The organism is Ramlibacter paludis (assembly GCF_022012305.1).
GTDB classification, from domain to species: Bacteria; Pseudomonadota; Gammaproteobacteria; order Burkholderiales; family Burkholderiaceae_C; genus Ramlibacter; species Ramlibacter paludis.
In genome coordinates this window covers 1-23,948 of the sequence record NZ_JAKLTM010000002.1, presented here as the reverse complement: position 1 = coordinate 23,948, position 23,948 = coordinate 1, and the positions used below count along the sequence as shown (strand labels likewise).

Annotated in this window: 11 protein-coding genes; 6 read left to right on the top strand and 5 right to left on the bottom strand. The window is 69.9% G+C overall.

All coding sequences use genetic code 11. The annotated features are described in order from the left end of the window. Window positions 1-33: 33 nt before the first annotated feature. From LZ009_RS06705 to LZ009_RS06695, 3 genes are read right to left on the bottom strand one after another with little or no spacing between them, the layout of a single operon-like run. Window positions 34-1,509 (bottom strand): glutamine synthetase family protein, encoded by a 1,476-nt coding sequence (locus LZ009_RS06705; RefSeq protein WP_275697138.1) that lies wholly within the window; start codon window positions 1,507-1,509, stop codon window positions 34-36. Continuing rightward, on the bottom strand, window positions 1,506-2,888 hold the full coding sequence (locus LZ009_RS06700) for a Rieske 2Fe-2S domain-containing protein (RefSeq protein WP_275697137.1): 1,383 nt from the start codon (window positions 2,886-2,888) through the stop codon (window positions 1,506-1,508). The genes LZ009_RS06705 and LZ009_RS06700 overlap by 4 nt, the downstream gene beginning before the upstream one ends. After that, window positions 2,885-3,811, bottom strand: coding sequence for an alpha/beta hydrolase (locus LZ009_RS06695; RefSeq protein WP_275697136.1), 927 nt, complete (start codon window positions 3,809-3,811; stop codon window positions 2,885-2,887). The genes LZ009_RS06700 and LZ009_RS06695 overlap by 4 nt, the downstream gene beginning before the upstream one ends. A gap of 49 nt (window positions 3,812-3,860) precedes the next feature. Here LZ009_RS06695 and maiA point away from each other — a divergent pair, with 49 nt between their 5' ends. Both maiA and pgeF read left to right on the top strand, forming a co-directional pair. Beyond that, window positions 3,861-4,502, top strand: a complete 642-nt coding sequence (gene maiA / locus LZ009_RS06690; protein WP_275697135.1) for a maleylacetoacetate isomerase — start codon at window positions 3,861-3,863, stop codon at window positions 4,500-4,502. Between the two features lie 4 nt (window positions 4,503-4,506). Next, the gene (pgeF, locus tag LZ009_RS06685; protein ID WP_275697134.1) at window positions 4,507-5,259 is read left to right on the top strand and encodes a peptidoglycan editing factor PgeF; all 753 of its coding nucleotides are present in this window, start codon (window positions 4,507-4,509) and stop codon (window positions 5,257-5,259) included. On the opposite strand, the gene LZ009_RS06680 is transcribed toward pgeF, so the two are convergent. Further along, the gene (locus LZ009_RS06680; RefSeq protein ID WP_275697133.1) at window positions 5,191-5,466 is read right to left on the bottom strand and encodes a hypothetical protein; all 276 of its coding nucleotides are present in this window, start codon (window positions 5,464-5,466) and stop codon (window positions 5,191-5,193) included. The two genes, pgeF and LZ009_RS06680, sit on opposite strands and share 69 nt — an antisense overlap. A gap of 82 nt (window positions 5,467-5,548) precedes the next feature. Here LZ009_RS06680 and phaC point away from each other — a divergent pair, with 82 nt between their 5' ends. From phaC to phbB, 3 genes are all read left to right on the top strand, one after another. Continuing rightward, entirely contained in the window at window positions 5,549-7,234 is a 1,686-nt protein-coding gene (gene phaC, locus LZ009_RS06675) for a class I poly(R)-hydroxyalkanoic acid synthase (protein WP_275697132.1), read from the top strand. 74 nt (window positions 7,235-7,308) lie between these two features. After that, window positions 7,309-8,490, top strand: coding sequence for an acetyl-CoA C-acetyltransferase (locus LZ009_RS06670; protein WP_275697131.1), 1,182 nt, complete (start codon window positions 7,309-7,311; stop codon window positions 8,488-8,490). A 44-nt stretch (window positions 8,491-8,534) separates the two neighbouring features. Continuing rightward, complete coding sequence (gene phbB, locus LZ009_RS06665; protein ID WP_275697130.1) at window positions 8,535-9,275, top strand: acetoacetyl-CoA reductase; 741 nt, start codon at window positions 8,535-8,537, stop codon at window positions 9,273-9,275. Between the two features lie 67 nt (window positions 9,276-9,342). Here the strand turns inward: phbB and LZ009_RS06660 are convergent, their stop codons facing one another. Beyond that, window positions 9,343-9,750 carry an RNA-binding protein gene (locus LZ009_RS06660; protein ID WP_275697129.1) on the bottom strand — a complete coding sequence of 136 codons (408 nt, stop codon included), beginning with the start codon at window positions 9,748-9,750 and terminating at the stop codon, window positions 9,343-9,345. A gap of 307 nt (window positions 9,751-10,057) precedes the next feature. Between LZ009_RS06660 and LZ009_RS06655 the strand changes: the two genes are divergently transcribed. Next, a partial coding sequence (locus tag LZ009_RS06655) for an Ig-like domain-containing protein (protein ID WP_275697128.1) occupies window positions 10,058-23,948 on the top strand: 13,891 nt, incomplete at its 3' end.

Genomic DNA, 23,948 nt, shown 5'->3' with positions numbered 1-23,948 from the left:
TGTTGTGGTTCCGGGTACCGATTGTGCGCGGAGCTAGATGCGGGAGAAATACTCGCGCCGCTGGAACTCGTCGGGATCGGCGGCCTCCTCGAAGCGCCGTTGTTCGCTCTCCTTGATGCGCACGAAGTAATCGACGAAGGAGGCGCCGAAGGCGGTGCAGAGGCCGGGATCCGCGCGCAGGGCCTGAAGCGCCTCGCCCAGGCTGGTCGGCAGCCGCTCGCCGGCGCTGCCATAAGGCGCATCGGTGGCGGCCGGCGCCCGCAGCCCGCGCGCGATGCCGTCCAGGCCCGCATGGACCTGCGAGGCGAGATAGAGATACGGATTGGCAGCCGGTTCGCCGATGCGGTTCTCGATGCGCGTGCCGCGGTCGCCGCATTCGCCGATCACGCGCAGCATGGCGCCGCGGTTGTCGCGGCCCCACAGCACCGCTTGCGGCGCGAGCGCGTTGGGGCGGAAGCGGCCGTACCCATTGGCCGTCGGCGTGCAGAAAGCCGCCATGCCGCGCGCATGCGCCAACAGGCCGGCGAGATAGCGCTCGCCGGTCTCCGACAGCGTGTGGTCCGCCCGCGCCGGCGTGCTGCCCGGCGCGGGCGCGTCGCGCAGGAAGGCGTTGCGGCCCGTGCGCGCATCCACCAGCGACTGGTGCAGGTGCCAGCCGCTGGACATGATGTTGGGAAAGGGCGGCCGGCACATGAAGGTGGCGTGGTAGCCGGCGCGGCGCAGGGCCTGCTTCACGGCGCTGCGGAACAGCACCATGTTGTCGGCGGCCGTGAGCGCGTCGGTCACGTCGAACACCGCTTCCACCTGGCTGGGACCCAGCTCGATCTCCAGCGACAGCAAGGGCAGGCCGAGCGCCTGCGCGGTGCGCTGCACGATGCGCAGCGGCTCCTCGGCGAGGTCGGCCCAGCCTTCGGCCAGCAGGTTGTAGCCGGGATGGACGAGGCTCACGCGCGGCGGGGCGCCGGGCCAGTCGGCCAGTTGCGGGTCGAGCTGCGCCTGTGTGTCCTCGATGCGGTAGATGTGGAACTCGACCTCCAGGCCGCATTGCATCGCGAAGCCGGCGTCCGCCAGCCTGGCCAGCGCGCGCTGCAGGACGCGCCGGGTGTCCAGTTCCACCGGCGTGCCGTCCTGGAACCAGGGTTGCCCTTGCACCCAGCCAGTGGCCGCGGCCCAGGGAAGTTGCCGGAAGCTCGCCGGGTCGGCCAGCAGCAGCAGGTTGTTGGCAAAGCCGAAGCCGGGCAGGCCGGCGGTGCCACCCGGCTCGAAGACTTTCCAGGCCGTGCGGTCCGAGGTGTCCTTCAACAGCAGCGTGCTGACGAGTCCCACGCCCTCGTGCAGCGCCTTCTCGAAAGCAGATGCGACCAGCGTCTTGCCGCGCAGTACGCCGTGCAGGTCACACCAGGCAAAGCGCACCAGCTCGATGCCGCTGGAGGCCAGCAGGTGGCTCGCATGCTGCAGCGCCTGTTCGCGGGCGGCGTCGTGCAGGCCGCAGCGCGCGGCGAAACTCACGCGGTTTCCGCCTTCTCGGGCTGCGCCAGCCAGGGCGCGCCGGCCCGCTTGGCCTGCACGCGTTCCTGCCACCACGTGCCCCAGGTGCCGGCGGGCGCGATGCCGTCCACGGTGTCGGGGCCGCGCATCCGGTCGGCTAGCGAAGGGTCGGCCGCGCCGGGCGCGGCACCGCCCGCCTGCACGGTCTCGATCGCCTTCAGCAGCATGCGCCGGTTGGCGACGATCACCTTGTCGCTGGTGCCCAGGTGCTCGCGCGTGCGGTCCTGGATCGGGCCCATGCTTTCCACCGCCCACTGGTCGTGCACGTTGATGTCTTCCTCGCCCATGCCCAGGTAGGTCTGCGTGCGCTGCTCCGCGGGATCGAAGCCCCAGTTGTCGTGGCGGCCGGACTTCGGCACGTAGTCCGGCAGCGAAATGAACTGCAGCCGCTGCTGCCGCATCGCTTCCTTGTCGACCGGCCCGGCGAAGCTGGTGAAGACCGAGTACCAGTAGGTGCGCGTGTCGTCGACCGGCACGTGCATCTGCGTGATGGTCAGCGTCTCCGAAAGCGGGATGACGAAGGTGTGCGGAAAGATCGCCTGCGTGATGCGCACGTGCGTGAGCGCGTCGGTCATCGGGCGCAGCGCGGTGAGCTGCAGGCCCCAGGGCCGGGATTCGAAGGAGATCTCGGGGCGGTGGAACTCGCGCATGATCCGCGTCATCGGCCACTTCTCGCCCTCGAAGGCGCCGGCGCTGGCGCTGCGAAACTGGCGGCCGGCTGCGTTGTCGCCGATCGCGTCGAGCGGCGCGTCATTGAGGAAGCGGTGCAGGAAGGACGGATGCGCCGGATCGATGCCGACCTCGAAGGCCTGCAGCCAGTTGCAGTTCCACAGGCCCTTGAAGGCAAAGGTGTGCGTCGCCGGGGCGGTGAAGCAGTCGAAGGCAGGGAAGGGCGGCGGTGCCTGGCCTTCCTCGCCGAACCACGCGAACAGGATGCCGCTGCGCTCCAGCACCGGGTAGTTGCGCTGCCGGATGCGTTCGCACAGCTTGCTGCCCACGGGTTCCGCCGGCGTTTCCAGGCAGCGGCCGGTGGCGTCGAACTTCCATCCGTGGAAAGGGCAGCGCAGGCCGTCGCCTTCGTGGCGGCCGAAGGCGAGGTCGGCGCCGCGGTGCGGGCAGGCGCGATCCAGCAAGCCCCAGCGGCCTTCGGCATCCTTGAAGAGAACCAAGTCCTGGCCCAGCACGCGCAGCGCCTTCACCGCTCGCTGCGCCATGCGTGGGTCCAGGCGCGCGTCGAATTCATCGACCAGCGCGACCGGCTGCCAGTAGCGGCGCAGCACCGCGCCGCAGCCCGTGCCCGGGCCGATGCGGGTCATCAGCTCGCTATGGTCGGCCCTCATGCCAGGGCTTGCCGCAGCTGCGACGCGCAGAGTTGCACGGCGGCGTTGGCTTCGTCGAGGACCCGGCCCATGGTGATGAAGCCGTGGATCTGCCGCTCGAAGTTCACCAGCGTGGAGCGCGTGCCCGCCGCGGACAGCGCGTGCGCATATTGCAGGCCTTCGTCGCGCAAGGGGTCGTAGCCGGCGGTCAGCACGAAGGCGGGCGGCAGGCGCGAGAGATCGGGCTGCAGCAGCGGCGAGGCGCGCCAGTCGAGGTCCTGCGCCTTGTCGGGGATGTAGTGGTCATGGAAGTAATCCATGGTGTCCTGGGTCAGCAGGTAGCCCTGGCCGTTGCTGGTGTGCGAGGGCCAGCGGCGGCGCTGGTCGGTCGCCGGGTAGATCAGCAGCTGGAAGGCGAGCGGCAGGTCGCCCGCGTCGCGCGCCGCGATGGCGACGACCGCGGCCAGGTTGCCGCCGGCGCTGTCGCCGCCCACCGCCATGCGGCTCGCGTCAACCTTCAGCGCCGCCGCGTTGGCGCGCACCCAGCGCGCAGCCGCGATGGCGTCGTCGACGGCGGCCGGGAAGCGATGCTCCGGTCCCATGCGGTAGTCCACCGCGATGACGGCGCAGCCGGACTGGTTGCAGAGCTGGCGGCACAGCGTGTCGTGGGTGTCGAGATCGCCGATCACCCAGCCGCCGCCGTGGTAGTAGACGAGCACCGGCAGGACGTCGGCGGCGGCGCTGCCCAGCGGGCGATAGCTGCGCAGCGGGATGCCCCGCGCCTCGAGGTCGCGCACGGCGCCGATCTCGGGCGGATCGGGCTGCGTGAAGGTGCGCCGCTCGCGGTACCAGGCGCGGGCCTGGGCCGGCGTGAGCGTATGCGTCGGTGGCACGCCTTTCTCTTCGATCAGTCGCAGCAAGGCCTGGGCCTGGGGGTGCAGCATGTCGCTTGTCTCCGCTGTTTTCGCGAGTGTAGGGTTTATGCTTGAAGGCATGAAGCTGTTCAACTACTTCCGCTCCTCCGCTTCGTTCCGGGTGCGTATCGCGCTGGCCTTGAAGGGCCTCCCCTACGACTACGTGCCCGTGCACCTGGTGAAGGGCGAGCACAAGCAGGAGAAGTACGCCGCGGTCTCGGCCTCGGGCCTGGTGCCTGCGCTGGAGCTCGATGACGGCCGCATCCTGTCGCAGTCGATGGCCATCATCGAATACCTCGACGAGACGCATCCGCAGCCGCCGCTGCTGCCCGGCGACGCGGTGGCGCGGGCTCAGGTGCGGGCGCTGGCGCAGCTGATCGCCTGCGAGATCCATCCGCTGAACAACCTGCGGGTGCTGAAGTACCTGGTGCGCGACCTCAAGGTGGAGGAGGAAGCGAAGAACGCCTGGTACCGGCACTGGGTGCGCGACGGCCTCGAGAAGTACGAGCAGGAGTTGCAGCGCCTGCCTGCCGGCCGCTACAGCTTCGGCAACACGCCGACGCTGGCCGACTGCTGCCTGGTGCCGCAGATCTTCAACGGCCAGCGCTTCAGCGTCGACTTCAGCGGCCTGCCGCGCACGATGGCGGCCTTCGAGGTCTGCATGCTGCATCCGGCCTTCCTGAACGCGCAGCCCTCGAACTGCCCGGACAACGAGGCCTGAGCCCATGCTGAAGCCCGACTGGCCCGCGCCCGCCGCGGTGCGCGCCGCCTGCAGCACGCGCGACGACGACGGCGTGTCGGTGTCGCCCTCGTATGCATCGCTGAACCTCGGCGACCATGTCGGCGACGACCCGCGCGCCGTCGCCGAGAACCGCGTGCGCTACGGCCGCATGCTGGGCGCGCAGCCGGTGTTCCTGAAGCAGGTGCACGGATGGGGCGTGGAGCGGCTCACGGCCGCGAGCCGCGACGGCGCCGAGGCGGATGCCTGCTTCACCACCGAGCCGGGCGTCGCCTGCACGATGATGGTGGCCGATTGCCTGCCGGTGCTGCTGGCCGATCGCCAGGGACGGGTGGCCGGCGCGGCGCATTGCGGCTGGCGCGGACTCGCGGGCGGCGTGCTGGAGTCCCTGTGGACGGCCATGGGGCCGGCGATGGCGAACGAGGGCGACCAGGTCCTGGCCTGGCTGGGCCCTTGCATCGGTCCCGACGCCTTCGCGGTGGGCGCCGAAGTGCGCGACGCATTCGTGGCCTCCGATGCCGGCGCCGCAGCCAGCTTTCGGCCCGCTGCGGAATCCGGCAAGTTCTACGCCGACCTGCAGGGCCTCGCGCGGCGCCGCCTGCGCGCCCTGGGCATCCACGCCGTCGACGGCAACGACGGCAGCACCGCGTGGTGCACGGTCAGCAACCCCTCAAGGTTCTTTTCGCACCGGCGCGACCGGGTCAGCGGGCGTTTCGCCGCCAGCGTCTGGCTCGCCTGAGGCAGCCGCCGCCTGTTCGCGCCGTTCGCGCGCAGCACGCCGCGCCGATCTCCCCATCAGGTAAACCACGAGCGCGATGGGCCCCACGCCGTACAGAAAAAAGGTGAAGATGGCGCCGAGCAGGCTGCCATTCGGATGGTTCGCTTCGGCCACCGCCATGAGCAGGGCGACATAGAGCCAGCCGATGACCGTCAGGAGCAGAACCATGGACCTCCCAAGAAAATGTTGCAGCGCAACATTTTTGATGTGATACTTCGGGAAAGCCCGAACAAGACGGCAGGAGACATGCATGAATTCTGAAGCCAACTGGGCTGCGGCCGCCCAGCAATTCCAGCAGCAGCTGGGCCAGTACTGGGGCAAGGCGCTCCAGTCCTTCCAGGACGCCACGCCTGCCGTCGGCGCCATCCCGTCCCTCCAGTTCTCTCCCGACAAGCTGCGCACGCTGCAGGAAGCCTACGTGCGCGAGGCGACCGAGCTGTGGAACAACGGCTTGGCCGGCCCGGCCGTCAAGGACAAGCGCTTTGCAGGCGATGCCTGGTCGCGCAACCCGGTGGCTGCCTTCACCGCCGCCGTCTACCTACTGAACGCGCGCACGCTGCTCGGCCTGGCCGAAGCCGCCGACGCCGATCCCAAGACCAAGGCCAAGCTGCGCTTCGCCGTCGAACAGTGGATGGCCGCCTCCGCGCCCAGCAACTTCATGGCGCTCAATGCCGAGGCGCAGCAGAAGGCGCTGGAGACCAAGGGCGAGAGCATTGCCCGCGGCATGCAGAACCTGCTGGCCGACCTGCAGCAGGGCCACGTCTCCATGACCGACGAGAGCGCCTTCGAGGTCGGCCGCAACGTGGCCACGACCGAAGGCGCGGTGGTGTTCGAGAACGAGCTGTTCCAGCTGGTCGAGTACAAGCCGCTCACGAAGACGGTGTACGAGCGGCCCTATCTCGTGGTGCCGCCCTGCATCAACAAGTTCTACATCCTCGACCTGCAGCCGGAGAACTCGCTGATCCGCTACCTGGTCGAACAGGGCCACCGCACCTTCGTCGTCAGCTGGCGCAATCCGGATGCCTCGCTGCAGGACAAGACCTGGGACGACTACATCGAGGACGGCGCGCTCAAGGCGATCTCGGTGACGAAGGAGATCGCCGGCGCCAAGCAGATCAACGCGCTGGGCTTCTGCGTGGGCGGCACCATCCTCGGCACCGCGCTGGCGGTGGCCGCCGCGCGCGGCGAGAAGCCGCTGGCCTCGGCGACGCTGCTGACGACCTTCCTCGACTTCTCCGACACCGGCATCCTCGACGTCTTCGTCGACGACGCCTTCGTCAACTTCCGCGAGATGCAGCTGGGCAAGGGCGGCCTGCTGAAGGGCCAGGAGCTGGCCTCCACCTTCAGCTTCCTGCGCCCCAACGACCTGGTGTGGAACTACGTGGTGGGCAACTACCTCAAGGGCGAGACGCCGCCACCCTTCGACCTGCTGTACTGGAACAGCGACTCCACGAACCTGCCGGGGCCGATGTACACCTGGTACCTGCGCAACACCTACCTGGAGAACAACCTGGTGAAGCCGGGCAAGGCGGTGGTGGCGGGTGAGAAGGTGGACCTGTCCAAGGTCGACATCCCGGTCTACCTCTACGGTTCGCGCGAGGACCACATCGTCCCGATCGCCGGCGCCTACGCCTCGGTGAAGCACCTGCCGGGCAAGAAGCGCTTCGTGATGGGCGCGTCGGGCCACATCGCCGGCGTGATCAACCCGCCGAGCAAGAACAAGCGTTCCTACTGGACCAACGACAAGCTGCCCGCCACCTTCGAGCAGTGGCAGGCGGGCGCCAAGGAGCATCCGGGCAGCTGGTGGACCGACTGGTCGCAATGGCTCAAACCCCATGCGGGCAAGCAGGTCCCGGCTCCCAAAACCTACGGCAAAGGCGCAAAGTACAAGGCGATCGAGCCGGCGCCTGGACGCTATGTAAAGGCGAAAGCCTGAAGGGCGCGCAGCGTCCGCAGGCTTTCGTCCCCGCGCAGGCGGGGACCCATCGAGTGAATTCACTGGAGAGACAAATGGAAGACATCGTCATCGTTTCCGCCGTCCGCACCGCCGTCGGCAAGTTCGGCGGCTCGCTCGCCAAGGTGCCCGCCACCGAACTGGGCGCCACCGTCATCAAGGAAGCGCTTGCGCGCGCCAAGATCGATCCGTCGCAGGTGAGCGAAGTGATCATGGGCCAGGTCCTGGCCGCCGGCGCCGGCCAGAACCCGGCACGCCAGGCACTGCTGAAAGCGGGCCTGCCCAAGGAAGTACCGGGCCTGACGATCAACGCCGTCTGCGGCTCCGGCCTCAAGGCCGTGATGCTGGCGGCGCAGGCCGTGGCCTGGGGCGATGCCGAGATCGTGGTGGCCGGCGGCCAGGAAAACATGAGCGCCGCGCCGCACGTGCTGATGGGTTCGCGCGACGGCCAGCGCATGGGCGACTGGAAGATGCAGGACACCATGATCGTCGACGGCCTGTGGGACGTCTACAACCAGTACCACATGGGCGTGACCGCCGAGAACGTGGCCAAGGAGCACAACATCGACCGCGCCGCGCAGGATGCGCTGGCGCTGGGCAGCCAGCAGAAGGCCGCCAAGGCGCAGGAAGCCGGCAAGTTCAAGGACGAAATCGTCGCCGTGTCCATTCCGCAGAAGAAGGGCGACCCGGTCAGCTTCGACAGCGACGAGTTCATCAACAAGAAGACCAATGCCGAAGCGCTGGCCGGCCTGCGTCCCGCCTTCGACAAAGCCGGCTCGGTGACCGCGGGCAATGCTTCCGGCCTGAACGACGGCGCGGCCGCCGTGGTGGTGATGAGCGCGAAGAAGGCCAAGGAACTGGGCCTGAAGCCGCTGGCCACCATCAAGGCTTTCGGCACCACCGGCCTCGACCCCAAGGTGATGGGCATGGGCCCGGTGTCGGCCACCAAGAAGGCGCTGCAGCGCGCGGGCTGGAAGGCGAGCGACGTCGACCTGTTCGAGCTCAACGAAGCCTTCGCGGCCCAGGCCTGCGCCGTCAACAAGGCGCTGGACATCGACCCGGCCAAGGTCAACGTCAACGGCGGCGCGATCGCCATCGGGCACCCGATCGGTGCGTCCGGCGCGCGCATTCTGGTGACGCTACTGCACGAGATGCAGCGGCAGGACGCGAAGAAGGGCGTGGCTGCGCTCTGCATTGGCGGCGGCATGGGGGTTTCCCTCGCCGTGGAACGCGCCTGAGCGCGCAGAATCATCCGGACCTAACGAGACAAAGGGGAAAGAACATGGCCCAGGACAAGGTGGCATACGTGACCGGCGGCATGGGCGGCATCGGCACCGCGATCTGCCAGCGCCTGCACAAGGAAGGCTTCAAGGTCATCGCCGGCTGCGGGCCGACGCGCGACCACGCCAAGTGGCTCGGCGAGCAGAAGGCGCAGGGCTTCACGTTCTACGCATCGGTCGGCAACGTCGGCGACTGGGATTCGACCGTCGCCGCCTTCGCGGCCGCCAAGCAGGAACACGGCAGCATCGACGTGCTGGTGAACAACGCCGGCATCACGCGCGACCGCATGTTCCTGAAGATGACGCGCGAGGACTGGGACGCGGTGATCGAGACCAACCTCAACTCCATGTTCAACGTCACCAAGCAGGTGGTGGGCGACATGGTGGAAAAGGGCTGGGGCCGCATCATCAACATCTCGTCGGTGAACGGCGAGAAGGGCCAGGCCGGGCAGACCAACTACTCCGCCGCCAAGGCCGGCATGCACGGCTTCTCGATGGCGCTGGCGCAGGAACTGGCGAACAAGGGCGTGACGGTCAACACCGTCAGTCCCGGCTACATCGGCACCGACATGGTCAAGGCGATCCGCCAGGACGTGCTGGACAAGATCGTCGGCACGATCCCGGTCAAGCGCCTGGGCGAACCGAGCGAGATCGCGTCCATCATCGCCTGGCTGGCCGGCGATGAAAGCGGCTACACCACCGGCGCGGATTTCTCCGTGAACGGCGGCCTGCATATGGGCTGACGGGCGCAGCCCCTCAAGGACAAAGCCCGCCTCGGCGGGCTTTGTTTTGTCCGTTGCACGGGCTTTGTTACGTCAGGTCTTCGATGATGAGGTGCCGGTACTTCTGCCCGTAGGAGATCCGGGCTTCCTTCAGCACTTCCATCACGTGCGTCGATTGCCGCGCCGACGGCGCGTAGACCAGCAGCGCATGGTGACCTTCGCGCGCCAGTTGGCTGAAACGATGCGCGGTGTCTCCTTCGGTCCCCGCCGACGGCATGTGGTCCTCGTCGTCGTCGCCGTCGATGCCCAGCACCTCGCGCAGGAATTCCTCCGGGCTGGCGTGGCAGATCGCTTCCTCGTCGAGGCCGACTTCGTCCAGGCGCCGCGCCGCGTCGCGCGCGTCGTGCTCGGTGGGAAACATCAGGACCATGTGGCCGGTGGGATAGAACACGCCTCCCAGGGTGGTCATTCCCGGCTCGAGATGGAAAGTGCGCATGGCCGTCCTCCTTGGCTACGGTGCCAGCATAGGCCGCAGCCGGCGGCGTCACTTGATACCCATGACCCGAGCAGGCTCGTCGAAGCTGTTTTCTGCTCGGCAGTGGTGTTGCGAAACATTTCCGCCATCCAACGGCCGTAACCAATTGATGCGATGTGCCCTTAGGGCGCTGGCTTAGGATGGCTCGGCGGGGATAGTCATCCGCGAGGTCTTTGCCCTAACCGGGAGTCGGCTCACCTCCGACGTTAGGCACTTCAGGGGGCGCGTTCCGTGGTGGCGGAGCACGCAGGTTCTGAGGAGGCGCGCCATGCGCAACTCTGCCAAGTCGATCACCGGTTTCCTGGCCGCCAACGCCGCGCGCCGGCGCCAGGCCCGTGCCGTCCCGAGCCATCTGCTGCTCGTCCTGGTCAACCGGTGCTCCTTCCAGCTGTTCCGCTGGCTCGGTGCGCGTTGGGCGGCTTTCCAGCGCTGGCGCAAGGCCCGGTCGCAGGAGCAGAGCACCCACATGGAATTCGAGGCCCTGGAGCCTCGGGTGCTTCTGTCCGGCGACTTCGCACCCGCCGTGGCGGACAGCGCGGCGGCGGGCCCGAACCAGGTCCAGCGACTCGCCGAACCCCCAGCCATCAACCTGCTGCTGGCCGCGGACGTTGCAGCGGCCACCGTGCAGGTGACGGGCGCGGGCAGCGCGCAGCTGGTCGACCAGGGCGCCGGCCTGGGGCTGATGCTCACGGGAACCAACGCGGACAGCATCGTGACGCTGCAGCCGCGGACGGCGGGCAGCCATGTGCTGCTGACGGGCATCACGGCGGACTCGGCGGTCGGGCAGCTGTCGCTGGCGAATGCCGACCTGCAAGGCTCGGCGCGGCTCGCGGGCGGCGTGGGGACGCTGGTACTGGGCGACGTGGTCGGGGCGACGATCCAGGTCGCGGGCAGCGGCGACTTTTCCCTGCAGGCCCATCGCATGCACAACAGCTTCGTCGACGCGGCCGGCGCCGTGGCGGCGATCAGCGCCGACAGCTTCACGGCGGATGCGGCCGGCGGCGCCAGCATCCGGGCTGCCGGCCTCGACAGCCTGAGGTTGGCGGGCCAGATGAGCGGCGACCTGTTCGTCCTGGGCGGCAGCCGGCTGCGCGACGCCCTCGGGACCGTCGACGTGGCGGGCGCGGTCACGCGCGGCCTGTGGACGGTGGAAGGCCGGGGCCGCACGATCAACGTGCAGAGCACCGGGGCGGAGTGGCGCATGAACATCGGCGGCACGCTGCTGGAGTTCGCGACGGCCGGCGACGCCTCCGGCAGCATGGCCATGGCGAGCGTGCAGCAATTGAGCATCGGCGGCTCGATGCGCAACCTGGTCGTCTATGTGGGCGCCGATCTCGGCGGCGACGCGGCGCTCGGCGGCAGCGGCGACAACGCCGACCACTTTGACGCGGGCCGTCTGGCGCGGCTGCGGGTCGGCGGCGCGATCGTCGACAGCAGCGTCTACATCAGCATCGACCCCGTCGACGGCGTGTTCGGCAACGGCGACGACCTCGACCTCGGCACGGCAGTCCAGCGGGTCCAGGAAATCGTCTTCACCACCGCGGGCCAGCCGCAGCTGCGATTGGTCGCGCCCGGCTTCCCGACGACCGTGAACTTCGGCGGCCAGAACCTCGATCCCGACAACCAGGCCGCCCTGGACAACACCAAGACGGAAAAGCACGCCCCGGTGGTGAGCGCCAAGCTGCGCAACGACACCGGCGTCGCCGCCGACGATGGCCTCACCAGCGATCCTTCCATCGCGCTGACGGTGACCGACGCCGGCAAGGTGACCGTGGAGGGGCGTGCCGCGGGTCAACCGTTCCAGGCGATCGTGCCCGTGAAGCTGGACGGGGACCGCTATGTGGTCACCGCCGAAATATTGAACCGCCTCAATGGCGGCAGGCTGCCGGACGGCAGCCTTGCGTTCGAGTTCCGGGCCACCGACAAGCCCGGCAACGTGTCGAATCCTGCGGGTGTCCAGTTTACGCTGGACACCTCGCCGCCGGTGCTGACGCGGCTGGCCGTCGACGCTTCCAATGGCACCGACCTGAGCACCACGGCCGACGTCGTCAAGGTGATCGGAGTCGCCGAAGCCGGCCTCGCCGTCACCTTGCGCCGCACGCTCAACGGCCCGGCGCTGGCAACGACGAGCACCGCCGCCGATGGCAGCTTCTCCTTCGACCGCGTCAGCGTGCCCGTGCTGGGCGCCAACGGCTTCGTCCTGGTGCTGACCGACCGCGCCGGCAACCGCCTGGACCGCGACTTCGCGATCACCCGCACGGCCGCCGATGCGGTCGCGCCAGTAGTGACCGCTGCCCTGCAGGCGGACACCGGCGCGTCGGCCAGCGATGGCGTGACGCGTGAGGCGGCGGTGACGGGCACCGCCACCGACAACGTGGCGGTCACCCGGCTCGAAGCCATGCTGGACCCGTCCCCCACGTCCGTCTTCAGCAACGTCACTGCGTCCTTGCAGTCCGGCGGGGCCTTCGTGCTGTCGGCGTCGCAGCTGGCCGGCCTGGCCGGCGGCACGCTCGTCGATGGGGCCCACACCCTGCGGTTGCGCGCGACCGACGCCGCCGGCAACAGCACGTCTCGCGATCTCGTTTTCACGCTCGACCGCGTGGCGCCGGCCATCTCTAGCTTCGACCTCGCGCCGGCCTCCGACAGCGGTACCGCGGGCGACCAAGTCACCAATGCGAGCGCCGTGAGCCTCACTGGCCGCAGCGAAGCGGCGGCAACGGTGACGCTGGTGCGCGGAACCACCACCCTGGCTGCGACGACGGCGGCGGCCGAGGGCAGCTTCACGTTCAATGGCGTGGCGCTGGCCCCGGGCGCCAACGCCTTCGACGTGGTCAGCACGGATGCAGCCGGCAACGGCACGACCCGCTCCTTCGTCTTCACGCGCGATGCCACCGCGCCGACCCTGAACGCCGCATTGCAAAGCGACACCGGCGCGTCGGCCAGCGATGGCGTGACGCGTGAGGCGGCGGTGACGGGCACCGCCACCGACAACGTCGCGGTCACCCGGCTGGAAGCGATGCTGGACCCGTCCGCCACGTCCGTCTTCAGCAACGTCACCGCCTCCCTGCAGTCCGGCGGGGCCTTCGTCTTGTCGGCGTCGCAGCTGGCCGGCCTGGCCGGGGGCACGCTCGCCGACGGGGCGCACACCCTGCGGCTGCGCGCGACCGACGCCGCCGGCAACAGCACGTCGCGGGACGTCGCCTTCACGCTCGACCGCGTGGCGCCGGCCATCCCCAGCTTCGACCTCGCGCCGGCCTCCGACAGCGGAACCGCGGGCGACCAGGTCACCAATGCCAGCACCGTGAGCCTCACCGGCCGCAGCGAAGCGGCGGCAACGGTGACGCTGGTGCGCGGGACCACGCCCCTGGCCGTGACGAATGCGGCGGGCGACGGCAGCTTCACGTTCAATGCCGTAGCGCTTGCGCCGGGCGCCAATACCTTTGGCGTGGTCAGCACGGACGCCGCCGGCAACAGCACGACCCGCTCCTTCACCTTCACGCGGGACGCGAGCGCGCCGACCCTGAACGCCGCCCTGCAAAGCGACACTGGCGTGTCGCCCGGCGATGGCGTGACGCGCGAGGCCGCCATCGTCGGCAGCGTCGCGGACGATCGTGGCGTCATCCGCCTGGAAGCCGCACTGGATCCAGCCGCTGGCTCCGCGTTCACCAACGTCACCGCCAGCCTGCAGCCCGATGGCAGCTTCCTGCTGCCGGCCGTGCAGATCGGCGCGCTGGCTGGCGGGTCGCTCGCCGACGGAACGCACGTCCTGCGCTTGCGCGCCAGCGATGCGGCTGGCAACAGCACCACGCGGGACGTGACCTTCACGCTCGACACCGGCGTGCCGCCGGTGAGCAGTTTCGGCCTGGCGCCGGCTTCGGACAGCGGCACGCCGGGTGACCGGCTGACCAATGCCGCGACCGTGACCTTGCAGGGGAGCACCGAAGCGTCGGTGCCGCTCACCTTGATGCAGGGAACGACGGTGGTCGGCACGGCCAACTCCGCCGGCGATGGCAGTTTCGCCTTCGCCAGCGTGGCCCTTGCGCCCGGCGTCAACGCCTTCCAGCTGGTCGCCGTCGATGCGGCCGGCAACAGCGCCACGCGCAGCTACAGTTTCAGCCGTGACAGCGACGAGCCGGAAGGCGAGGTCGCGCTGCAGAACGATACGGGCGTCTCCGCGACCGATGGCATCACCAGCGACCCGGCTTTTGCGGGCGTCCTGACCGACGCCAGCGGCCTGGTCCGGTTCGAAGCCGCCCTCGACGGGACCGGTGCGCCGGTCTTCAGCGACGTCAGCTCCGCGCTGCAGGGCGACGGCAGCTTCGTGCTGACCGCCGCGCAGCTGGCGCTGCTGGCCGGCGGCACGCTTGCCGACGGAACGCACACGCTGCATCTGCGCGCCACCGATGGCGCGGGCAACACCGGCGCGGGCGACTTCGCCTTCACCCTCGACCGCGTGGCGCCCGCGATCGCCAGCCTGGACCTGGCCGCGGCCTCCGACAGCGGCGCGCCCGGCGACCAGCTGACGAATGCGGCCGCCGTCACGGTCAACGGCGTCGCCGAAGCGGCGGCGCGCCTGACGCTGATGCGCGGCACGACCCTCCTGGGCACCACGACGGCGGCCGCGGACGGCAGCTTCAGCTTCAGCAGCGTGGCCCTGGCCGAAGGAAGCAATGCCTTCAGCGTGACGGCGCTCGATGCCGCCGGCAACAGCAGCACGCGCAGCTTCAGCTTCACGCGGGACAGCGTGCAGCCGGAAGGCAGAGTCGCCTTGCGGAACGACACGGGCAGCTCCGCGTCCGACGGCTTGACCACCGATCCCACGCTGGCGGGCAGCGTCTCGGACAACGCGGGGGTGGTGCGCCTGGAAGCAGCGCTCGATCCGGCGGGCACGCCGGTGTTCACGGACTTCAGCTCCGTGCTGGACAGCCACGGCGACTTCGTCCTGTCGCCCGCGCAGCTGGCCGCGCTGGCTGGCGGCACGCTGGCCGACGGAACCCACACGGTGCGCATGCGTGCCACCGACCGCGCCGGCAACAGCAGCTCGGGCGACGTCACGTTCACGCTCGACCGGTCGGCGCCGGTGGTGGCGAGCTTCGACCTGGCCCCGGCCTCCGACACCGATCCGGCGGGCGACCACAGCACGCGCCAGTCCACTGTCACGCTCCAGGGTATCGCCGAAGCCGGCGCGCAGCTGACCCTCACGCGGGGCGCCCTCGTGCTCGGCTTCACCACCGCGGCCGGCGACGGCAGCTTCAGCTTCGGCGGCATCGCGCTGGAGGCCGGCGCCAATGCGCTGGACCTGCGGGCCACGGACGCGGCCGGCAACAGTGCCAGCCAGGCTTACACCTTCACCCGCCAGGTCGGCGACGCCACCGCACCCGTGCTGACCGCGGCGCTGCAGTCCGACACCGGCCGGTCGGCAAGCGACGGCGTCACGCGCGACGCGGGCATCGCGGGCCGGGCCAGCGACGACACGGCGGTCACCGCCTTCGAGGTCGCGCTCGATCCTGGGTCGGCGCCGCTGTTCTCGGACGCGATGGCGCAGCTGCAGGCCGACGGCACCTTCACCTTCACCCACGCGCAGCTGGCCACCCTGGCGGGCGGCACGCTGGCGGACGGGACCCACGTCCTGCGCCTGCGCGCCACCGACGCGGCCGGCAACAGCAGCGTGCGCGACGTGACCTTCACGCTCGACACCCAGGGCCCGGCGGCCGCCAGCATCGGCGTATCCGCGGCCGACGCGTTCGACGGTTTCGACGACCAGACGGCGGCTGCGATCGTGCAGCTGCGCGGCACGATCGAGGAGGGTGCGGACCTGGGCCTGGCCTCGCAAGGCCTCACGGCCCGCGCCGGCGCCGGGGGCGTGGTCGTCCTGCCCGACGTGGCGCTGGCACCCGGGGCCAACGCACTGGACTTCACCCTCACGGACGCCGCCGGCAACAGCACCCCGGTCTCGCGCACCATCACGCGGGTGGCCGCCACCGGCTCCGACGCGGTGCTCACCTGGTCGAACATCGCCCTGCGCGCGATCCAGCGTGACGTCACCGACGTCCCGATCGCCACGCGCCTGCTGGCCATGGAAAGCCTGGCGGTCTACGACACGCTCGCCGCGATCGAAGGCACCCCGGCCTACATGGTCCACCTGAGCGTCTCCGGACCGGTCTCGGCGCAAGCGGCAACGGCCGTCGCCGCCCACCGCATCCTCACGCTGCACTTCCCCGGCCAGCAGCCGGCGCTGGATGCCGCCCTGGCGTCCAGCCTCGGTGCCATCGCCGACGGTGCGGCCAAGGACACCGGCATCGCGCTCGGCCGCGCGGTGGCCGACGCGATCTGGCAGCTGCGCCTGCACGACGGCTACGACGCCTTCGTCGACTTCCCCGGCAGCCAGGACGTCGGCCTGTGGCGTCCGGTGGGACCGATGTTCATGCTGGCCCAGGACCCGCAGTGGAAGGACGTGACGCCGTTCGCGCTGGACGCGGGTTCGCAGTTCCGGCTGCCGCCGCCGCCCGCGCTCGACACCGCGGCCTATGCCGCGGCCGTGGAAGAAACCAAGGCCCTCGGTTCGGCCACGGGCAGCGTGCGCACGGCCGACCAGACCCAGCAGGCCCATTTCTGGGCCGATGGCGGCGGCAGCTACACGCCGCCGGGCCATTGGAACCAGATCGCCGCCGAAGTCGCGCTGGCGCATGGCAACAGCCTGAGCGCCAACGCGCGGCTGTTCGCTCAGTTGAACGTCGCGCTGGCCGACGCCGCCATTGCCTGCTGGGACACCAAGTACACCTGGGACCTCTGGCGCCCGGAAACCGCCATCACGAACGCGGGCCTGGACGACAACCCGGCCACCAGCGCCGACGAAGCGTGGCGTCCGCTGCTGCTCACGCCGCCGCACCCCGAATACGTTTCCGGCCACTCCACCTTCAGTGCGGCGGCCGCCAGCATCCTGGCAGCCACCTTCGGCGAGAACACCAGCTTCTCCACCACCAGCGTGACCCTGCCCGGCGTCACCCGCAACTTCACTTCCTTCACGCAGGCCGTGGACGAGGCCGGCCGCAGCCGCATCTACGGCGGCATCCACTACCAGTTCTCCAACGAAGGCGGGCAGGCCCTGGGACGCGAGGTGGCGGACGCCGTGCTGCAACGCTTCGCCAAGTCGCAGGACACGCAGGCGCCCAGTGTGCTGCTCCAGGACACGCCGGCTGCGGCCCACGCCAACATCGCGATCAGCGGGCAGGTGCTGGACAACCTGTCCGGGGTTGCCGCCGCCCAGTACCGCGTCGACGGCGGCCCGCTGCAGGACATCGCGCTGGGCAGCGACTTCCGCTTCACCATCACCACCAGCCTGGCGCTGGACGGCAGTGCGGACGGCACCCACACGGTCACGCTCATCGCCCGCGACGCCGCCGGCAACATCAGTGCCGGCCTGACACGCAGCTTCGTGCTCGATACCAGTGCCCCCGTGGTCACGCTCACGAGCGTGCCGGACAACGCAACGCTGGTGGCCGGCACGCGCCTTGCCGGCACCGCCGACGGCGGCATTTCGGGCCTCACCCTGCTGAACTACACGATCGACGGCGGGCCCGCGCGCAGCATCGCTTTCGACGCCGCCCAGAGCAGCTTCGACCAGGTGCTGCCGTACGGCAGCGTCGACATCGGCGAACACGTCCTGCGCGTGAACGCCCGCGACGCCTCGGGCAACGCGACGACCCTGACGCGCACCTTCGTCGTCGACGCGCTGGCCCCCTTCGTGGTGACCGACCTGTCGCCGGCCGAGGGGGCGGCCGAGGTCGGCGTGACGGTCCGGCCCCAGGTGCGCTTCTCGCGCGCCGTGAACGCCGCCACGCTGACCGCGGACTCCTTCTATGCCACCGGTCCGGACGGCAGCCGGCTGGCGACGACCATCGTCCCGGCGCTGGACGGCACCTATGCCTGGCTGTTCTTCAACACGCCAATGCCTGGCTCCTCGCAGGTGACCGTGCACCTGGAAGGCTCGCTGATCCGCGGCGCCGCCGACGGCATCTTCCTCGATGCCGACAACGACGGCGTGGCCGGCGGCACCCGGACCGCCAGTTTCACCACCGTCAGCACCACGACGCTGGCCGGCACCCGCCTGGTCGGCCGCGTCGTCGATCCCGGCCCCGACCTGCAGCCGATGACTTTCGACGACATCCGCCGCGGCCCCGACGGGATCATCCACACGCCCGACGACGTCTTCCTGAACCCCATCGCGCATGCCAAGGTCTACATCCTCGGGCGCGAAAGCGAGTTCGTGTACACCGATGCGCAGGGGATGTTCACGCTGGAGAACATCCCGGCGGGCGCGGTCAAGCTGGCGGTGGACGGCCGCACGGCGACCAACGCGCCGGCAGGTGTCTTCTTCCCCGAGATGGTGATGCACATCGACCTCGATGCGGGGGTCACCAACACCGTCATGGGCAGCATGGGTGCGCAGGCCGAGCAGGACGCGAATGCCGACCGGCAGGAGGTCTACCTGCCGCGCGTGCAAGCCAGCGTGCTGCAGTCCGTGAGCGACACGCAGGCGACCGTGGTGACGGTCACCGACGGCGCTTCCGCGCCCCAGCTGACCGCGGAGGAACGCCAGGCCCTGACCCTGACCATCCAGCCGGGCACCGCCATCGGGGAATCGGGGGAAATCCTCACCAACGTGAAGGTCGGCATCAGCACGGTGCCGCCGGACCTCGTGCGCGACATGCTGCCGCCGGGCGTCCTGGAGCACACCTTCGACATCACCATCCAGGCGCCGGGCGTGGCCACGTTCGCGACGCCGGTGAAGATCACGCTGCCCAACGTCTTCAATGCCGCGCCGGGTTCCAAGCTCAACATCCTGAGCTTCGACCACACCACCGGGATGCTCGTCATCAACGGCACCGGCACTGTTTCCGAAGACGGGCTCACTGTCGTCTCGGACGACGATTCCGGCATACGCGCGCCGGGCTGGCACGGCCTCACGCCACCCGGCGGCTGCGGCGGATCGGGCGGCCCGCCGCCGGAGCCCACGCCGGTGGACCCGAGCGAGCAGGTGATCACGAATCCGGCGCAGGCGCTGGCCTTCATCACCGGCGATGCCGCGGGCCAGAGCATCTTCAGCCGGCAGTGGAACGCGCCGCCGCCGCTGCCGAACCAGCCGCCGCCGCCGCCGATCCCGGATTGCGACGTGCCGCCGCACCATCCCGGCAGCAACCAGGACCCGTTCATCAACGTGACGATCGAGCTCGATGGGCCGCTGGCGGACTTCGCCAAGCAGACCGGCGACCTTGGCATCGTGGGACAGTCGTTCACGCTGTCGCCTGGCGGGCCCTCCAAGACCTTCGCCGTGGCCGCGAAGAGCTACGTGGAGATGTTCGGCGCCAACGGCATCGCGAACCTCAACCGCGACCAGTTGTACGGCTCGAAGATCAAGATCACGACGATCGAGCAGAAGAGCAACGGCGACCGCATCCGGACCATCGACACCTTCTACGTCGACCGCTGGGTCGACGTGGTGGATGCGCCGGTGGCCGCCACGCTAAGCGGGAACACGGCGGCGTTCCTGCGCGCCGACACCGACGGGATCGCGCGCCAGAAGAACGTCGACCTGCACCTGGCATCGGCGCCGACGACGTTCGACGGCCCGGCGATCACGCCCTTCGACCTGAGCGGCAGTTTCTCCGGCACCCAGACGGCGGTCTGGAAGTTCGACCCGTTCCTGACCGGGGCGCGCACCGACAGCTTCAGCATCGTGGTGACGGACCCGACCGATGGCGACATCACCGTGGGCACGATCGTCACCAAGGGGACGGCGACGGATCCCACCACGATCAGCGTCAACGAAAGCGACTACAAGACCGAACTGGAGCGCGTGATCCGGGCCCTGCAATCGGCCGTCAGCGCGGGCGCGGATGCGACCCTGGGCACCGCCGACGACGTCACCCGCGTGGTCTACGATTACGGCGGCGGCCTGACCGACGCCACGCTCCCCGGTGCCGACGGCTTGCCGGGCACGGCCGACGACGTGGCGATCAAGCAGATCACCAATGCGGCCAAGCTGCGCATCGCGGCGGCGCCGTTCCTGGCGCAGTTCGCGAACTTCCTGCCGGGACAGGCGTACACGCAGGCCCAGATGGATGCCATGCTGGCCACGGAGGCGACGGCGCTGAAGGATGCCGTGGCGGCCGACTACTCGCCGGTCTCGGCGGATTACCAGGTCGTCAGCGGCAACTTCCTCGCGGACGTGAAGATGACGTGGGTCGACCTCGGCTCGGGCTTGTTCGGCGAGGCGAACTACGACACCCAGGGCAACGACAGTTACCTCAAGGGCTTCCTCGCGATGCGTCCGCTGGCGGGCGCCCCGACCCTGAGCCAGGCCGCGCTGGAATATGCGCTGGTCGAGTCGCTCAACGCGAGCGTCTCCAATGCCGGCAAGTTCGCGGTCGCCATCAACATCAACTGGACGAGCGGCGCGACTTTCGCGCAATACCTGGCCAACACGGTCAGCCACGAACTGGCCCACACCTTCGGCCTCAACGATGCCTACCTGAACGTGGCGCCGTTCGGCAATATCAACCCGCCCAACGACATCATGCGGGCCGGTGGCGCAGCCGACGCGGATCTCACGTTCGCCGCCCAGAACATTGCCCTGTTGCGCGCCGCGCTCGGCTTGCAGGCGGACGGGGACACGCCGCTGACCGCCGAACTGGCGATGTACCGCAACAACATCAACCTGCCGGGCAGCACCGCCGGCGCGCGGGACCCGCAGATGGGTTCGCCGATGCCCGAACTGGGCATCCGGCTGGCGGCGCAGGACCTGCTGCCCAACACGGCGCTTTCCTTCGGCGAAGTGGCGGCCGACGGCCTGGGCGGCGCGCAGTCGACGCTGACCCTGACGCTGACCAACACCGGCTACGAGACGCTCGACCTCGACTCGCTCAGCCTGGACCATGGTGACCGGGGCTTCCGCATCGTCAGCACCGGGATTGCCGGCAGCACGCTTGCGCAGGACCAGTCCACCTCGCTGGTGCTGGCCTTTGATCCCGCCGTGCGGGGCCAGGCCGAAGACGGCCTGACCATCGCGACCAACGGCGCGTCCGTGCCGTCCTTCCACATCGCGCTGGCGGGCACGGCCATCAGCGCCACGCCGCTCGCGCGGGTGGCCGTGGGCGGGAACAATTTCGGCGGCATGACGCTCGGCGCGACCGCGCACCAGCGCGCCAACGTGTTCTCCATCTCCAACGACGGCAGCATGCCGCTGGTGATCTCCGGCATCACGATGACCGAAGGCTCCGGCGCCTTCGGCCTGCTGGGCGTCCCCGCGGACCTGGCGACCACGCCCATCACACTTGCGCGCGGCGAGAGCTTCTCCTTCGGCGGGACCTTCGCGGCCGACCAGCTGGGCCTGCTGCGCGGCCTGGTCAACGTCGTGACCAACGATCCCGCGCAGCCGAACCTGCGGCTGTCCCTGGTGGGCACCGGGACGACGTCCCTGCCCACGGTGCAGTGGGGCAACGACTATTTCGCGATCAACAACCCGGACCTGCCTTCCGTCCCGGCCTTGCGCGCGACCAGCGATGCCGCGGGCAACTTCAGCATGTTCCTGCCGGCGCAGCAGCATTACCACATCGCCGGCTTCGACCCCGCCACCGGCTTGGTGACCCACAGCTACGGAACCACCGCCCGTTCGGGCGGCGGCACCGACTTGACGGCCACGATGGTGTTCGGTGCCAGCACGCAGCGGGACTCCGACGGCGACGGCCTGCCCGACGACGTCGAGTTCGCGATCGGCACCGGGCCGGGCGTCAGCGACACCGACAAGGACGGCCTGGACGACTTCACCGAGATCCAGCAGGGGCTGGATCCCCTGGGCGGATTGGGCATCCCGGTGGGCGTCGTCTCCGCGGCCAGCCTCAGCGGGTCGGCCGCCGCCGTGGCCGTGATCGGGTCGACCGGCGATCCCTCGGTGGTGACGGCGCTGGTGGCGACCGACAACCATGGCCTGGCCGTGGTGGATGCCTCCCGCATGACGCGGCCCGCCGTCCTGGCGGAACTCGACCTGCCCGGCACCAACACCGACGTGGCCGCGGATGCGCAACGCGGCATCGCGGCGGTGGCCGGCAACGAAGCCGGGCTGCATCTCGTCGACATCAGCAATCCGGCTGCGCCGGTGCTGCTGCAGACCGTGGCGCTGGCCCATCCGGTCACCCACGTGGTGGCGCGTGACGGCCTGGCCTTCGCCAGCTCCGGCAACAGCATTGCCATGATCGACCTGAACACCGGCGAAGTGCGGACCACGCTGGAACTCGGCGCGAGCGCCAACGGCGTGCTCGACCTCGACCTGGAAGGCGGCAACCTGTATGCGGTGGACGGAACCGGCAGCCTGCGTTCCATCGCCATCACCGGCAACACGCTGACGATCCGCAACGCGCTGCAGCTGCCGGCCTGGGGCGGCAAGGTGTTCGTCGGCGGCGGCGTCGCCTACATCGGCGCCGGCAACGGCGGCATCGCCGGCTTCGTGACGGTGAACATCGCCGACCCGGACCACCTGCAGCTGCTGTCCGGCGTGGACAACAACGCGGTCGCCGGCACCGCGCTGGCCCTCAACGGCTCCGGGCTCGCGGTCGGGGTCGGCAGCAGCAGCTTCGTGTTCGGCGCCTTCCGGGCGCTCGACGTGCTCAGTGCGGCGGATCCGGCGAATACCGGCAACCTGGTCACGCGAATCAACCTGCCGGAAGTGCCGCGCGACCTCGCGCTGGCCAACGGCCTGGCCTTCGTCGCCGACGGCACCGGCGGCCTGCAGGTGGTGAACTACGCGGCCTTCGATACCAACGGGGTGCCGCCGACCCTGTCCATCACCGCCGACGGCGCCGACGCCGATGCGGCGACGCCCGGGGTGCAGATCCTGGAAGGCCGACCGATCCGCGTGGTGCCCACGATCACGGACGACGTCCAGGTCCGCAACGTGCAACTGCTGGTCAACGGGCAGGTGGTGTCCAGCGACGTCGCCTTCCCCTGGGAACTGTTCGCCCAGGCGCCTCTCGTCGCCGGCGGCAGTACCACGATGACCTTGCAGGTGCGGGCCACCGACACCGGCGGGAACGTGGGACTCTCCAACGTGCTGGCGGTGTCCGTGGTGCCCGACACCTTCCCGCCGCAGCTGCAGGTCATCAACCTGGAAGAGGGCGCGCGGCGCTTCTTCCTGCGCTCGGTCGAACTGACTTTCGACGAGCCCCTCGACACCGCGCGGCTGGCGGCGACCGGCGGCAGCCTGCTGCGAGCGGGCGCCGATGGCACGTTCGGGACGGCCGACGACGTCGTGGTGCCGGTGCGGCTCGACACCCGGGCTTTCGGGCAGTCGGTGAGCTTCGTCGTCGACGGCTACCTGCCGCCCGGCGAGTACCGCTTCACGCTCCCGGCCAGCGCAGTGAGCGACCGGGCCGGCAACGTGCTGGTGGGCGACATCGTCCGCAGCTTCAGCATCCGGCCCGCCAGCGACGTGCGGGCGGCGCTCGGCGTGCCGGAGATCCTCACGGCGCCTTCGGCCAACCCGGGGCAGCAGATCGGCATTTCGGTGCCGTTCGACCCGGCCACCGCGCGCGCGCAGTTCACCGTCTCCGACGGCAATGGCAATGTCGGCACGCGTGTCGTCGGCATCACCCGCTTCGACGCGGCGCGCGGCGTCGCCGTCTTCACCGTGCCCATCGACGCCATCACCGGCGATGCGACGGTCTTCTCGCAGGTGGGCGGCACGCGCACCGACTTCGCCGACGGCACCTTCCCCTTGCAGGTGCTGCCGGTCATCACCGACCTGCAGGTGGAGTCCCTGTGGGGCGATGGCTCCAATGCGACCCTGCTGATCGCAGGCACCGGCTTCGTGGACGGCGCTGCCAGCGAGTACCGCTTCGGCAGCGAGGTGGTGCTGGATGGCAGCCCGAACGACGGTCCGGACGTGTTCGGCCGAGGCGACCCGTTCTACGGCTACGTGCCCAACGGCTACGTGCGGGTGACGGTGCCCTTGAGCGACGGTGTGTTCGGGCCGGTGAGCATCCGCACGGCCGGCGGCACGAGCGCGAGCTACAGCGTGAACCTGTCCTCGGTGACGAGCACGGCCCTGCGCGGCACGGCGGCGAACGCGGGCGAGGCTTCGGCCAATGCGGGCCAGGCGATCACCT